The 13350-nt window shown below is 59.3% G+C and carries 15 protein-coding genes; 14 read left to right on the forward strand and 1 reads right to left on the reverse strand.

Translation table 11 applies throughout. The annotated features are described in order from the left end of the window. Positions 1-93 precede the first annotated feature (93 nt). From BN1117_RS12455 to BN1117_RS12470, 4 genes are all read left to right on the forward strand, one after another. The gene (locus BN1117_RS12455; protein ID WP_040097811.1) at positions 94-1440 is read left to right on the forward strand and encodes an AAA family ATPase; all 1347 of its coding nucleotides are present in this window, start codon (positions 94-96) and stop codon (positions 1438-1440) included. Continuing rightward, positions 1427-2077: an HNH endonuclease family protein gene (locus tag BN1117_RS12460; RefSeq protein WP_040097814.1), complete on the forward strand. Its 651-nt coding sequence runs from the start codon at positions 1427-1429 to the stop codon at positions 2075-2077. Before BN1117_RS12455 ends, BN1117_RS12460 begins: the two co-directional genes overlap by 14 nt. 155 nt (positions 2078-2232) lie before the next feature. Continuing rightward, positions 2233-2931 carry a hypothetical protein gene (locus BN1117_RS12465; RefSeq protein ID WP_052441512.1) on the forward strand — a complete coding sequence of 233 codons (699 nt, stop codon included), beginning with the start codon at positions 2233-2235 and terminating at the stop codon, positions 2929-2931. A 151-nt stretch (positions 2932-3082) separates the two neighbouring features. Beyond that, positions 3083-3355 carry an SWIM zinc finger family protein gene (locus BN1117_RS12470; protein WP_156129980.1) on the forward strand — a complete coding sequence of 91 codons (273 nt, stop codon included), beginning with the start codon at positions 3083-3085 and terminating at the stop codon, positions 3353-3355. 201 nt (positions 3356-3556) lie between these two features. On the opposite strand, the gene BN1117_RS12475 is transcribed toward BN1117_RS12470, so the two are convergent. Next, positions 3557-4450, reverse strand: coding sequence for a VirK/YbjX family protein (locus BN1117_RS12475; protein WP_040097817.1), 894 nt, complete (start codon positions 4448-4450; stop codon positions 3557-3559). Between the two features lie 327 nt (positions 4451-4777). Between BN1117_RS12475 and putP the strand changes: the two genes are divergently transcribed. The 10 genes from putP (at position 4778) to rpoS (ending at position 13260) form a co-directional block, all read left to right on the forward strand. After that, the gene (gene putP / locus BN1117_RS12480) at positions 4778-6295 is read left to right on the forward strand and encodes a sodium/proline symporter PutP (protein WP_040097819.1); all 1518 of its coding nucleotides are present in this window, start codon (positions 4778-4780) and stop codon (positions 6293-6295) included. Positions 6296-6504: 209 nt separating this feature from the next. Then, positions 6505-6822 (forward strand): cell division protein FtsB, encoded by a 318-nt coding sequence (gene ftsB, locus BN1117_RS12485; protein ID WP_040097821.1) that lies wholly within the window; start codon positions 6505-6507, stop codon positions 6820-6822. After that, positions 6815-7507: a 2-C-methyl-D-erythritol 4-phosphate cytidylyltransferase gene (gene ispD / locus BN1117_RS12490; RefSeq protein WP_040097823.1), complete on the forward strand. Its 693-nt coding sequence runs from the start codon at positions 6815-6817 to the stop codon at positions 7505-7507. Before ftsB ends, ispD begins: the two co-directional genes overlap by 8 nt. Before the next feature lie 176 nt (positions 7508-7683). After that, entirely contained in the window at positions 7684-8160 is a 477-nt protein-coding gene (ispF, locus tag BN1117_RS12495) for a 2-C-methyl-D-erythritol 2,4-cyclodiphosphate synthase (RefSeq protein WP_040097825.1), read from the forward strand. Further along, positions 8160-9218: a tRNA pseudouridine(13) synthase TruD gene (truD, locus tag BN1117_RS12500; RefSeq protein ID WP_040097827.1), complete on the forward strand. Its 1059-nt coding sequence runs from the start codon at positions 8160-8162 to the stop codon at positions 9216-9218. The genes ispF and truD overlap by 1 nt, the downstream gene beginning before the upstream one ends. Further along, on the forward strand, positions 9199-9945 hold the full coding sequence (gene surE / locus BN1117_RS12505) for a 5'/3'-nucleotidase SurE (protein ID WP_040097829.1): 747 nt from the start codon (positions 9199-9201) through the stop codon (positions 9943-9945). Before truD ends, surE begins: the two co-directional genes overlap by 20 nt. A 7-nt stretch (positions 9946-9952) precedes the next feature. Beyond that, entirely contained in the window at positions 9953-10570 is a 618-nt protein-coding gene (locus BN1117_RS12510; protein WP_040097832.1) for a protein-L-isoaspartate(D-aspartate) O-methyltransferase, read from the forward strand. Continuing rightward, on the forward strand, positions 10567-11148 hold the full coding sequence (locus BN1117_RS12515) for a YqaA family protein (protein WP_040097834.1): 582 nt from the start codon (positions 10567-10569) through the stop codon (positions 11146-11148). The genes BN1117_RS12510 and BN1117_RS12515 overlap by 4 nt, the downstream gene beginning before the upstream one ends. Before the next feature lie 9 nt (positions 11149-11157). Beyond that, a complete protein-coding gene (locus tag BN1117_RS12520; RefSeq protein ID WP_040097837.1) occupies positions 11158-12231 on the forward strand; it encodes a peptidoglycan DD-metalloendopeptidase family protein in 1074 nt (357 codons plus the stop codon). 45 nt (positions 12232-12276) lie between these two features. Next, entirely contained in the window at positions 12277-13260 is a 984-nt protein-coding gene (rpoS, locus tag BN1117_RS12525; RefSeq protein WP_040097839.1) for an RNA polymerase sigma factor RpoS, read from the forward strand. Positions 13261-13350 lie beyond the last annotated feature (90 nt).

The raw sequence follows: 13350 nt of genomic DNA on the forward strand, positions 1-13350 counted from the left end.
TGCGCGGCCCACCGCCAGCGGCATTATTCGGCGGGTTGTAAGCCAGGTGCTGGCGAGATAAGGTCGTGTTGGCAGCAAAATTAGGAATAGAGCATGGAAATCAAACAACTCACCCTCGAAAATCTGGGGCGTTTTGAGCGTCTTGCCATCGAGTTTGCCCCCACGGAGCGGGTCAATTCGAATGTGACCGTGCTGATCGGCAACAATGGCGCAGGCAAAACCTCGGTACTCAAATCGTTGGCAACCTCGCTCAGCTGGTTTGTTGCCCGTTTGCGTAGCGACAAAGGCAGCGGCAGCCCCATCCCGGAAGAGGTTATCCTCAATGGCGCCAATACCGCAGTGGTCTCTCTTCAACTACATGATCAGCTACACAATCAACTACACGATCGCGAATACCGTTGGTCACTCACTAAAACCCGCGCTGGTCGCAAGAGCAACGAGCCATCCATATTGACCGACGCCAGCAAACTAGCCGATGAGTATCGAGCCCGATTGACAGCGCAGGAAAATGTCAGCCTGCCCCTGATCGCCTTCTACCCTGTCGAGCGGGTGGTGCTGGATATTCCGCTAAAGATCAAAGAGAAACATTCATTTCGCCAACTCGATGGTTATGACAACTCCCTGAGTCAACGAGTCGATTTCCGTCGTTTCTTCGAGTGGTTTCGCGAGCGGGAAGATAGCGAAAACGAGTCGGTCATCCCTGTTGATGTACTCAATGGCCTGCAAGATTTGCTCGATCCCGCACTTTGGCAAAAGTTGCAGCAGGCACAGGCATCAGCCAGAGATCGGCAGTTGACGGCGGTGCGCACAGCTATCGCCAACTTTATGCCCGGATTTAAAAATCTGAAGGTCCGCCGCAAGCCGCGCCTGCATATGTCCATCGATAAAGAAGGGCAAACCCTCAATGTGTTGCAACTGTCGCAAGGGGAAAAATCCCTGATGGCGCTGGTGGGCGATATTGCCCGCCGCCTTGCCATGATGAACCCCGGGCTGGAAAATCCGCTGCATGGCGACGGGGTGGTGCTGATCGACGAGGTGGACATGCACCTGCACCCGCAATGGGCACGCACTATCATCCAGCGGCTCACCGACACCTTCCCCAACTGCCAGTTTGTGCTGACCACCCATTCCCCCCTGGTGATCAGCGATTGCAAGGATGTGCTGGTCTATTCGCTCGATAATGGCGAGTTAACTGAAGTGCCATCCCAATATGGTCAGGATGCCAACTCGGTGCTGCTGGAGGTGATGGATACCGCTATTCGCAATGAGCGGGTGGCGAGCCGACTGAATGACTTACTCGATTTAATTCAAGATCGGCAATTTGATAAGGCCAATGCCCTGCTGGCCGCGCTAAGAGCCGAGCTGCCAGCCAACAACCTGGAGCTGACCAAGGCTAGCCTGCTACTGCGCAAAGAGGAGCTGCGCCGTGCACAAGATTGATAAGGGGCAGGAACCTGCAAGTCTCGCGGCATTCAAACGTCAACATCCTCATGCTCGATATCACGACCTACCCAACGATGAAGAGGGGCAGGCAATTCGCCAGCAGATCCGGGAGGCTTGCACTGCTGAGCAATTCCACCTCTGCGCCTACTGTTGCCAAGCCATCAGTGGCACCAGTGAAGACACCATGAACGAGCATGTTGAGGCGCGGGATCTTGCCCCTCACCGCACCATGGATTTCAGCAATCTGGTAGCCAGTTGCAAAACACCAAAGCAGTGCGATGCCGCCCATGGCTCGCAGCCTCTGCCGTTGACCCCGCTGATGCCTGAGTGCGAAACCGAGCTGCGCTTTAAATGGAGTGGTCGGGTTGAGGGGTTGACGGAAAGAGCCAAAGAGGCGATCCGGGTACTCAATCTGGGAGATACGGAGCAAAATAACAAGGTGCTGGTTGCCAAGCGCAAACAGCTGGTGGATAGCCTGATTTGGACCCACTATGGCGATGATCAGCAGGCACTGGCACTGGAAGATGATGCACAACTGCTGGCAATGCTGATTGAAGATCTGAGCCAGCCCAAACAAGGCAAGCTGGAGCCCTTCGCACCTGTATTGGTGAATATACTGCGCAGTCAGCTCTAGCGATTACATGCCTGCCCAGGTGACTCGGGAACCACAACCTCGGTACACCTCGTGCGCTTTTCTCCGCCAGACCGCGAGGATAGGCGCATCGCCTCCCCTCTGATAATCTGCCAGGGCCACGGCAGTCACCGTCCCTATTTTCATCTGGAGTCTTCATGTCACTGACCAAGAGTAAAACCTCGGCCAAGCGCAAAACGGCCGAGCCGCGCCACGAGAGTCCGGCCCTTGCCTATTTTCATCGCCAGTGGCGAGCCATCGAAAGGCTGCAGGGCAAGCTGGCCAAACAGGAGCTGGAGGGGGCGGATATCTATCAGCGCTTTGTCAGCGACATTGAGCCCCTTGAGCGTGAGCAGTGCGCGCTGATCTTTCAGCTTTGCCAGCGGTTGGCCGGTTTCACCGCCCGCAAGAGTTTTACCCAGTGGCAGCGCGAGATGCTCCATGGCTGGATTGAAGATCTGATGAGATATCTAGAATCCAACCCGTTTCGCGGGGAGCTGGATCTGGAGTCACTCTATATGGCGGTGCAAGCGGGCAGCGTGACCCAGTTTGATGAAGAGATGATCGAGGCACAATGCGACTTTATCACCGACATGCTGCAAGAGGCATTCGGCGAGAGCCCCGATGATATCGAGCTGCTGCGCGAGATGGTCAGAAATCCCGAGAAGTTGCGCGACTATATCGCGTTTGAGGAGCACCGGCTCTATCTGCAGCGGGATATCAAGCAGTTGCATGGGCAGCTGGCGACCATCACTTCCCTGGCAACCCTCAAGCCCTATCTGGCCGATCGCTTGGATGCTTGTCAGCACGCCATCTGGGATGAAGAGCCGGACTTTGATGAGATGTTCTTTCGTTAAATCCGTTCAGCCTGATGGGTGCCATCACATCCTCTGACCATCATTGCGCCACTCACGTCACATAAGAAGGCGCCCTTGGCCCGCCGTTCCACCCATTGCGATGAACTGATTGATATTGCCGAACTCAAGGCACAAAGCAGCGAAGCCAGCTTTGCCAAGAGGGGGGATCAGGTCTGTCAGGGGGACGGTACAGCAGCTCGCTCAGGATGGTGAGACCATCACCGCCCGGGTGCAGGGTAGCCATCTCTATCGGGTCAGGCTGGCAGTGGGGCAAGAGCTGGTGAGCCACTGCAACTGCCCCGCTGCCGGCTATCAGGCGCTCTGCAAACATGGGGTCGCTATCGCGCTGGCCTTCAATATGCAGCTCAGCGGCCTGGACGGTGAGCATAGCGCGGTGGTACCGCTGCCCGATGAGCTCGAGTGAGATCCGAAACGCTGGGACTATTGGTCAAGGAAAGTGGAGCTGAGTGAACAGACCCTCTCGCTGGCCAAACTGAAAACCCTGATCAACAGGGCGCTGCATAACGAGTTCGAGCGTTAGCCTGAATTGCCGTATCCGTGACCGCATGTGCGTGGGTGTCAGAGGGGAGGTCTGCGAGAGCTCCCCCTGTTCGCTGGGGCTGTTTCAGCTTCGCAGCAGATTTGCCAGCAGCTCGCTGCCGAGCTGATCAAGCAGCTGGTAGCGCGCCTTGTAGCTGGCCCGCTTGCGGGAGGGGATCTCCTCCAGCGTCTTGCGGGGCACCTCCAGCGGCAGGCTCATCCAGAGTTCATCCTGCACGCTGCCCTGATGCTCCTGCCACAAGCCGTCGAGATCGAACTTGACCCGATCGGCGGTGCGCTTGCTGCTCTGATAGACGTGGCTTTGGGTGCGGATCCCGAGCAGGCTCTTGCACGCCAGCCCCCGGGCCAGCTCGGCAGCCATATAGACCAGCAGGGACATGGGGCGCAGCCCGCCGCACGCCTTGGTGACTAGCTTGATCTCCTCGCTCTGCCCCTTGCCGCCCTGCAGCGAACAGATCTCGAGGGTCGGGTTTGGCGCGGGGCGCAGATTGAGGGCCATGTAATAGAGCGCCGCGTCACCCAGCTTGAGGGTCAGGCTCATCTCCCCCTCTTTGCCCATGTGGGTTTGGTAATCCAGTTGCAGGGTCAGGGGGGCCGTCAGCTTGTCGCTCTGCCACTGGGCCAGCAACAGGCCGCGCCCGCTGTAGATTGCCAGTTGCTGCGCCTTGGGCAGCTGCCGGGCCAGCTGCTGGTAGTGGCCGCTGATAAGCCCGGCTCGCAGGCGCTTGCGGAGCCCCTTGTGGCGATAGGGGTGGATCGGCTTTTCCAGAATATCGGGGAAGCGGCTGATCGCCTGCGCCAGCAGCGGTTGCTCCTGCTGCTGGCGATAGAGGGCGCGGGCGCCGGGATTGAGCCAGAGACGCCCCACATACTTGGCCCGTCGGATGAGGTGACCCGACTCCTCCACCGGGTGAAGGCGGCGGGCGAGGGTTCGCAGGTGTGACAGATGAGATGACATGGTGCCGACCTCTGGCTGGTGTGATGAGACAGGGCGGGGAGTGTAGGAGCGGGGCGCTGGCTTGTAAAAAAATGGATGGTAACAAAATGTGAAAATAGAACGCTCAATAGCTGCCGGTGCGGGGAGATGGGCCGTCGCGGTCACGACAGGAAATCTGGTGCCATCCTCTTGATGTGGTAGATGATTTGATGCGCAAAGGTTTTTATTGTGTTTTGTGTTTGTTAAAAGTGGTTGAGCTAGCGCGAACGGCTGATTAAGCTAGGCCGGTTTTTTAGGGACGAGCCCGTCACCAGAGCGGGCAGAACATGACACAAAACGGAGTTTTGCATGACAGCTAGCACACCCATGTTAATCACCTTCCTGGTGTATATCCTCGGAATGGTGTTGATCGGCTTTATCGCCTATCGCGCCACCCGTAACTTTGATGACTACATTCTCGGCGGCCGCCGGATGGGGAGCTGGGTCACCGCTCTCTCTGCCGGTGCCTCCGATATGAGCGGCTGGCTGCTGATGGGCCTGCCCGGCGCAGTCTTCCTCAGCGGCATCTCCGAGAGCTGGATCGCCATCGGTCTGGTGATCGGTGCCTACCTCAACTGGCGCTGGGTAGCGGGCCGCTTGCGGGTCCATACCGAGAAGAACCGCAATGCCCTGACCCTGCCGGACTATTTCACCTATCGCTTTGAAGATCACAGCAAGGTGCTGCGCATTCTCTCGGCGCTGGTGATCCTGCTGTTCTTCACCATCTATTGCGCCTCCGGTGTGGTGGCCGGTGCCCGTCTATTCGAGAGCACCTTTGGCATGGATTATCACACCGCCCTCTGGGTCGGTGCCGCCGCCACCATCACCTACACCTTCTTCGGTGGCTTCCTCGCGGTGAGCTGGACCGATACGGTGCAGGCAACCCTGATGATCTTCGCCCTGATCCTGACCCCGGTCTTCGTCATCATCGCAGTCGGCGGGGTGGACAGCGCCATGATCGAGGTGGCCGCCAAGAGTGCCACCAACCTCGACATGTTCAAGAATCTGGATGTGATCGCCATTGTCTCGTTGATGGCCTGGGGTCTTGGCTACTTCGGTCAGCCCCACATTCTGGCCCGTTTCATGGCAGCAGATTCCCACCACTCCATGGCCAATGCTCGCCGTATCAGCATGACCTGGATGGTGTTCTGCCTCGCTGGCGCGGTGGCCATCGGCTTCTTCGGGCTGGCCTATTTTGCCCGCTTCCCGGACGTGGCGGCTGGGGTGACCGGCAACCCGGAGCGAGTCTTTATCGAGCTCTCCAAGCTCCTGTTCAACCCCTGGATCGCCGGTGTGCTGCTCTCCGCCATTCTGGCGGCGGTGATGAGCACGCTAAGCTGCCAGCTGCTGGTCTGCTCCAGTGCCATCACCGAGGATCTCTACAAGCCGTTCCTGCGCAAGAACGCCTCCCAGCGTGAGCTGGTGTGGGTGGGACGCCTGATGGTGCTGCTGATCGCGGTGATTGCCATTGTTGTCGCCATGAATCCGCAGAACCGGGTGCTGGGGCTGGTAAGCTACGCCTGGGCCGGTTTCGGTGCCGCCTTCGGCCCGGTGGTGCTGCTCTCCGTGCTGTGGCCGCGGATGACCCGCAACGGCGCGCTGGCGGGCATGCTGGTGGGTGCCATCACAGTCATCGTCTGGAAGCAGTTCGGCTGGCTGGGGCTGTATGAGATCATCCCGGGCTTCCTGTTCGCGCTGCTGGCCATCGTGGTGGGTAGTCTGCTGGGTGACGCGCCTTCAAAAGCGATGCAGGAGCGTTTCCGCGAGGCTGAGGAGGAGTACAACACCCCGGCCGAGCGGGAGGGGGAGCCGGTTGCGGTGAGCTGATCCCTCCGATCGCTGTCTGATTAAGAGAGCCCCACCCCCGGGTAAGGAGCGCCCATATCGGCCATCCTTGCACCGGTTTGGTGGGGCTTTGTGCTATCTGATTCACTCTTGGGCACTTTTTTCTGTTCGGCCGGGTGCACCGGGTGCTCGCTTTCTTTTGTCTTGGCACCGAATATGGGACACTAGGCCGCCTGAAGGAGACCCAGTGCATGCGCCTATTCACCCTGATCCTGATCCTCCTGCTGGGGGGGCTGCAATATGACCTCTGGCTGGGGAAGAACGGGCTGTCTGACTACCAGAATCTGTCGGAGGCCATCTCGCAGCAGCAGCGGGACAACCAGACTCTCAAGGATCGTAACGACCTCATCTACCGCGAGATAGATGACCTCACCTCTGGCCTCGAGGCCATCGAGGAGCTGTCACGCAACGATCTGGGATATATCAAGCAGGGGGAGACCTTCTACCGGATCATCCCCAAAGAGAAAGACAAAGAGACTGTACCGGACGATGGGCCCTACGATGACTGATGCCAGCCGGGTATCCGGCCTGACGGCGATCGTCCCTGCTGCCGGTATCGGTAGCCGGATGGGGGCCGATTGCCCCAAGCAGTACCTGCAACTGGCGGGTAAAACCATTCTCGAACATACCCTGGAGCGGCTGCTCTCCCACCCGGCCATCGCCCAGGTGATCGTGGCGCTGGCGCCCCATGACCGCTGGTTCGAGGCCCTGCCCGTGGCGGCCAACCCGCGCATTGTGCAGGTAGAGGGAGGCGCCGAGCGCGCCTTTTCCGTCCTCAATGGCCTCCATGTGGCGCAAGGGGAGTGGGTGTTGGTGCACGATGCGGCCCGCCCTTGTCTGACTCACGGCGATCTCGATGGGCTGATTGCCGCGGCCATGAACTGCGGCGGTGCCATTCTCGGCAGTCGGGTGCGCGATACCATGAAGCGCTCCGATGGGGAGGGCAATATCATCGCCACCGTCGAGCGCGAGCAGCTCTGGCATGCCCTGACGCCGCAGATGTTCCCGACTCGTGCCCTGAAACGGGCGCTGGAAGAGGGGTTACAGCTGGGCGCCACCATCACTGACGAGGCCTCCGCCATGGAGCGGGCCGGATTCACGGTGCGGATGGTGGAGGGGCGCGCCGACAATATCAAGGTGACCCGGCCGGAAGACTTGTCGCTGGCGGGGCTGTTTTTAAGCCAGCAGGCATAAGCCCCCAGTCAGAACAAACAGGCCCGAACAAGGAGTTAGCATGATCCGGATTGGATATGCTGTGGACGTATACAAAATTGATGTGGGAGGTTGCCGCTGATGATGCGCATTGGTCATGGTTTTGATGTGCACAAAATTGATGGGGTTGGTTTCAGCATGTCGGGAGGTCGTCTCTTATGATGCGCATTGGTCATGGTTTTGATGTTCATAAATTTGGTGGTGTTGGCCCCTGCATGCTGGGTGGCGTGCCGGTTCCCTACGAGCAGGGGCTGGTTGCCCACTCCGACGGCGATGTGGTGCTGCACGCGGTGAGCGATGCCCTGCTGGGGGCCATCGGGGCCGGTGATATCGGGCGCCACTTCCCGGATACCGCTGCCGAGTTCAAGGGGATCGACAGTCGTATCCTGCTGCGGGATGTGTTTGCCCGGGTACAGCAGGCGGGTTATGCCATTGGCAACCTGGATGTGACCATCATCGCTCAAGCCCCCAAAATGGCCCCCCATATCGACGCCATGTGCGCCGTGCTGGCCGCCGATCTGCAATGTGATTTGAACCGGGTGAACGTCAAGGCGACCACCACCGAACAGCTTGGGTTTACGGGGCGCAAGGAAGGGATCGCCACCGAAGCCGTCGTCCTACTGGTGAAACAATAATGCTGCAACAACTTGCCTATCTGCACGGGGCGCCCACCGCCCGCGGTATCCTCAAAGCCGAGGCCGCCGACTTCGTGGTGAATGAAGATCTCGGGTTTGAGCCCTGTGGCGAGGGTGAGCATATTTTCGTTCGGGTGCGCAAAACCGGCGAGAATACCGCCTGGGTGGCGGGTCTGCTGGCCGATGCGGCCGGGGTCAACCGCAATGCGGTGACCTGGGCGGGCCTGAAAGATCGTCATGCGGTGACTGAACAGTGGTTCGGTATTCATTTGCCGGGCAAAGCAGAGCCGGACCTCTCCGTCATCGAGAGTGACAGCATCCAGATCCTGCAGGTGAAGCGTCACAACAAGAAGCTGCGTGTTGGCTACCTCAAGGGCAATCACTTCACCCTGCGTCTCACCGGTCTGGAGCAGGTCGACGGGCTGGCAGCGCGCCTGCAGGCCATCGCCGGGCAGGGCGTCCCCAATTACTATGGTGAGCAGCGTTTTGGCCGCGATGGCAACAACCTGGAAGCGGCCAAGGCGATGTTCGCCGGCAAGCGGATCAAGGATCGCAACAAGCGCTCCCTCTACCTCTCAGCCGCTCGCAGCATGCTGTTCAACGCTATTGTCAGCGCCCGTATCGAACAGGGGCTGGCCCATCAGTTGCTGGCCGGTGATTGCGTGATGCTCAAGGGCAGCCACTCCATCTTCAGCGAAGAGAGCGTGACCCCCGAGCTGGCAGCGCGACTTGCCTCCGGTGACGTGCAGCTCACCGCGCCCCAGTGGGGTCGTGGCCGTCTGGCCAGTCAGGGGGCTGCAGCCGAGTTCGAGCAGGCCGTGCTGGCCCCTTATAGCGATTGGTGTGACGGACTGGAGAAGGCGGGGCTGGATCAGGACAGGCGCCCCCTGCTGCTCAAGCCGGAGCAGATGAGCTGGCAGCTGGAGGATGAGGTGCTTACCCTCTCTTTCTTCCTGCCGGCGGGCGCGTTTGCCACCAGCGTGGTGCGCGAGTTAATGCAGGCCGAAGAGGCCGATCACGGTTTCAGGAATCAGACCGATGCGAATTCTGGTCAGTAATGATGATGGGGTGCATGCCGAGGGGATTCGTGCCCTCAGCCAGGCGCTGCGCGCCTGTGGCGAGGTCATTGTGGTGGCGCCGGATCGCAACCGCAGCGGCGCGAGTCACTCCCTGACGCTGGAAGTGCCGCTGCGGGTGAGTCGCATCGCAGAAAGTGGATACTATGCGGTGAAGGGCACGCCGACCGACTGCGTGCATCTGGCGGTCAACGAACTGGTGCGGCCTGAGCCGGACATGGTGGTGGCCGGTATCAACCACGGCGCCAACCTGGGGGATGATGTCATCTACTCTGGAACGGTCGCCGCAGCCACCGAGGGTCGCCATCTTGGCTACCCCTCCATCGCAGTTTCACTGGTGGGCAAGACCCACTTTGCCACAGCGGCCCACTATGCGGCTCTGTTGGTGAAGGGGTTGATGAAACACCCCCTGCCTGCCGATCAGATCCTCAACGTCAATGTGCCGGATTTGCCTCTCGAGCAGATCAAGGGGATCAAGACCACCCGCCTTGGTAATCGCCACCGGGCGGAGTCGGTGATCTGCACCGAGGATCCCCGTGGCCAACCGATCTACTGGATCGGCCCTCCCGGCAGTCAACAGGATGCCGGTGAAGGCACCGATTTTGCTGCCATCGAGCAGGGCTATGTCTCGATTACCCCCCTGACCATCGATATGACTGCCTATGGCAGTCTCGCCGGTCTGGGGGCCTGGTTAGATCTGCAGGGATGAGGGTGGTGTGATAGTACAGCGCCTGTTAAATCAGCTCATTGCGCAGGATATTCGCGATTTTCGCGTGCTGGCGACTATCGCCAAGGTGCCGCGTCAGCTATTCGTGGACGAGGCTATGGCGCATAAAGCGTGGGACAACACCGCCCTGCCCATCGGCCACGGCCAGACCATTTCGCAGCCCTATATGGTGGCGCGAATGACCGAACTGCTGATGCAAAATGATCCGGCTCATGTGCTGGAGATTGGCACTGGTTCGGGCTACCAGACGGCGATCCTCGCCCATCTGGTGGAGCATGTGTATACCGTCGAACGGATCAAGTCGCTGCAGTTCCAGGCCAGGCGCCGGCTGCGTCAGCTCGATCTGCACAATGTCTCGGCCAAACACGGTAATGGCTGGCAGGGCTGGCCCAACAAGGGGCCTTACGATGCCATTTTGGTGACGGCGGCGGCGAGCGAGATCCCCACGGCGCTGACCGATCAGTTGGCCGATGGCGGACGGCTGGTGTTACCCGTCGGTGACAGTCAGCAGACCCTGCAATTGATTGAACGCGCCGGTTCCCAGTTGACCAGCCGGATTCTGGAGCCGGTACGTTTTGTTCCCTTGATAAATGGAGATGTTGAGTGAAGTTGTTTTCCCGTTTGTATGTCCTGGTGATGCAGTGGGCTCGCCACAAATATGCCCCCTGGTATCTCTCTATCACAGCCTTTATCGAATCTGTGTTCTGGCCGATCCCGGTAGATGTGATGCTGGCGCCGATGGCGCTCGCCAAGCCGCACAAGGCGTGGCACTACGCGGGCCTTGCAACCCTCTTTTCAGTGCTGGGGGCGCTGTTTGGTTATGCTCTGGGTTATGCCCTGTGGGACCCTGTGGTGCTGCCGCTGGTGGAGTCTGTTGGCTATCTGGGCAAGATTGACATCGCCCGTAGCTGGTTTGAACAGTGGGGGATCTGGGTTATTTTCATTGCCAGCTTCACCCCTATCCCCTACAAGGTGTTTACCGTCACGGCAGGGTTGTTGCAAATGGCTCTGCTGCCCTTCATCATCACCTCCCTCATCGGTCGTGGCATGCGCTTTTTCCTGGTGGCAGGCTTGATGCGCTGGGGTGGCGAGAAGATGGAGCGCAAGCTGATGCACTATGTAGATGTGCTCGGTTGGCTCTGTGTCGGTCTGGCCGTTGTGGCCTATTTCTGGTTTAGTCGTTAAGGACCCATTATGCGTTCGCGTATTTGGCAAGGAAGCAGTGTCGTGGTGTTGTCGTGGTTGCTGCTTGCCTGCTCCTCCAGTAAAACTGCAGCTCCGGTAGATGGAGTGGGTGATGATCAGTTCGTCTCAACCATTCCGGCTCGCCAGAGCAGTACCCAGCTCAGCGCGCCGATTCAGGGAAGCAGCTATGTGGTGAAGCGGGGTGACACCCTCTACTCCATCGCCTTCAACTCCGGCAACGACGTCCCCTCGTTGGCCAGCCTCAACAACATCAGCCCCCCCTACAACATCTATCCGGGGCAACAGCTGCGGCTTGATGGCTCCAGTGCCAGTGTCGGTGCCAGTCGCAGTACCGGCACCTATGAGGTGCGTCGGGGCGATACCCTGAGCAGCATTGGCCGCCAGTTTGGCATGAGTGCCCAGATGCTGGCCCAGAGCAACAACCTGAGTGCCCCCTATGCCCTGCAGCCGGGCCAGGTGCTCAATGTGAACTCTGCGGGTGGCAGTGGTACCCAAATGGTCGCCGCGACTCGCCCGGTCACACCGGTAGCGGTGCCAACCACCACCAGACCCAGCACTGGACCGCGTCCGTTGGCTGAGCCAAGCGGCTCTGGTCAGACCACGCCATTCATTGCGCAGAAATCCGTTGCTCCGGCGGCACCGAAAGAATACGCTCAGACCAAAGAACAAAAAACAAACAACTCCCAGTCGAGACTGACTTGGCACTGGCCAGCAAAAGGCCGGATTGTCGAGGGGTTCTCTGTTGCAGAACAGGGTAACAAGGGGATCGACATAGCCGGCCAGAAGGGGCAACCCGTCTACGCCGCCAGCAGCGGTAAAGTGGTATACGCTGGTAGTGCTTTAAGGGGGTATGGCAAGCTGATTATCCTCAAGCATGATGATGACTATCTCTCTGCTTACGCACACAACGATGAGTTGCGGGTGAAGGAAGGGGACAGCGTCAAGGGGGGCTCGGTCATTGCCAACATGGGCAGCACGGACGCGCCGGATGTGCGATTGCATTTCGAGATCCGGTATAGAGGCAAGTCGATCAATCCGATGAGCTATTTGCCAAAGCGTTAATGCCAGAGAGACGGTCTTACTCTGGTAACGTCAGGGAGACACACCATGAGCCAAGAACAACTGGTAATGCAGGATGCAGAATTAGAGTTTGACGCCGATACCGAGTCCCATGAGGCAGAAGAGCAGGAGGAGGTAGCCGCCGAGGCGGAAGAGATTATCTCCGATGAGTTGCTGGCACCTGAGCTGAACAAGGTGATGGATGCCACGCAACTCTATCTGGGGGAGATTGGTTTTTCCCCGCTGCTCACCGCCGAAGAGGAAGTCTATTACGCCCGTCGTGCCTTGCGGGGCGACAAAGCTGCCCGCAAGCGCATGATCGAGTCCAACCTGCGACTGGTGGTGAAAATCGCCCGTCGCTACAACAACCGCGGCCTGGTGCTGCTGGATCTCATCGAAGAGGGCAACCTCGGTCTTATCCGTGCGGTCGAGAAGTTCGACCCCGAGCGCGGCTTCCGTTTCTCCACCTATGCCACCTGGTGGATCCGCCAGACCATAGAGCGGGCCATCATGAACCAGACCCGCACCATCCGCCTGCCCATTCATGTGGTCAAGGAGTTAAACGTTTACCTGCGCACCGCGCGTGAACTGGCTCACCGCCTCGACCATGAACCCACAGCCGAGGATATCGCCTTTGCGCTCGATCGTTCGGTGGATGATGTGAATCGCATGCTCAAGCTCAACGAGAAGATCACCTCGGTGGATACCCCCATCGGCGGCGATCGCGACAAGGCGCTGCTGGATGTACTCTCTGATGAGCATGGTATGGGGCCGGAGCTGGAGTCACAGGAAGATGATATGCGTAGCAGCATAGTGCGCTGGCTGGAAGAGCTGAACCCCAAGCAGCGTGAAGTGCTGGCACGCCGTTTCGGTCTGCTGGGCTATGAGCCAGCCACCCTCGAGGATGTGGGGGCCGAGATTGGCCTGACCCGCGAGCGGGTACGCCAGATCCAGGTGGAGGGGCTGCGCCGTCTGCGGGAGATCCTGCTGGGCCAGGGGCTCTCCATCGAGGCCCTGTTCCGTTCCAATTAAGCTTCAGTCGCAACTGATCGCGGCCTCTGGCCGATAGCACGAGGGGAGCAATAGCTCCCCTCGTTTTTTATGGTTCTTCGCATTTTGTGG

This window comes from Aeromonas australiensis (assembly GCF_000819725.1).
Taxonomy (GTDB): domain Bacteria; phylum Pseudomonadota; class Gammaproteobacteria; order Enterobacterales; family Aeromonadaceae; genus Aeromonas; species Aeromonas australiensis.

What these genes read in the sequence shown, in the direction of transcription:
- putP (WP_040097819.1), top strand. Translation starts at nt 4,778, where the DNA reads ATGACAGCTAGCACACCCATGTTAATCACCTTCCTGGTGTATATCCTC.
- ispF (WP_040097825.1), top strand. Translation starts at nt 7,684, where the DNA reads ATGATGCGCATTGGTCATGGTTTTGATGTTCATAAATTTGGTGGTGTT.
- BN1117_RS12475 (WP_040097817.1), bottom strand. Translation starts at nt 4,450, where the DNA reads ATGTCATCTCATCTGTCACACCTGCGAACCCTCGCCCGCCGCCTTCAC.
- truD (WP_040097827.1), top strand. Translation starts at nt 8,160, where the DNA reads ATGCTGCAACAACTTGCCTATCTGCACGGGGCGCCCACCGCCCGCGGT.
- surE (WP_040097829.1), top strand. Translation starts at nt 9,199, where the DNA reads ATGCGAATTCTGGTCAGTAATGATGATGGGGTGCATGCCGAGGGGATT.
- ispD (WP_040097823.1), top strand. Translation starts at nt 6,815, where the DNA reads ATGACTGATGCCAGCCGGGTATCCGGCCTGACGGCGATCGTCCCTGCT.
- ftsB (WP_040097821.1), top strand. Translation starts at nt 6,505, where the DNA reads ATGCGCCTATTCACCCTGATCCTGATCCTCCTGCTGGGGGGGCTGCAA.
- BN1117_RS12520 (WP_040097837.1), top strand. Translation starts at nt 11,158, where the DNA reads ATGCGTTCGCGTATTTGGCAAGGAAGCAGTGTCGTGGTGTTGTCGTGG.
- BN1117_RS12465 (WP_052441512.1), top strand. Translation starts at nt 2,233, where the DNA reads ATGTCACTGACCAAGAGTAAAACCTCGGCCAAGCGCAAAACGGCCGAG.
- BN1117_RS12455 (WP_040097811.1), top strand. Translation starts at nt 94, where the DNA reads ATGGAAATCAAACAACTCACCCTCGAAAATCTGGGGCGTTTTGAGCGT.
- rpoS (WP_040097839.1), top strand. Translation starts at nt 12,277, where the DNA reads ATGAGCCAAGAACAACTGGTAATGCAGGATGCAGAATTAGAGTTTGAC.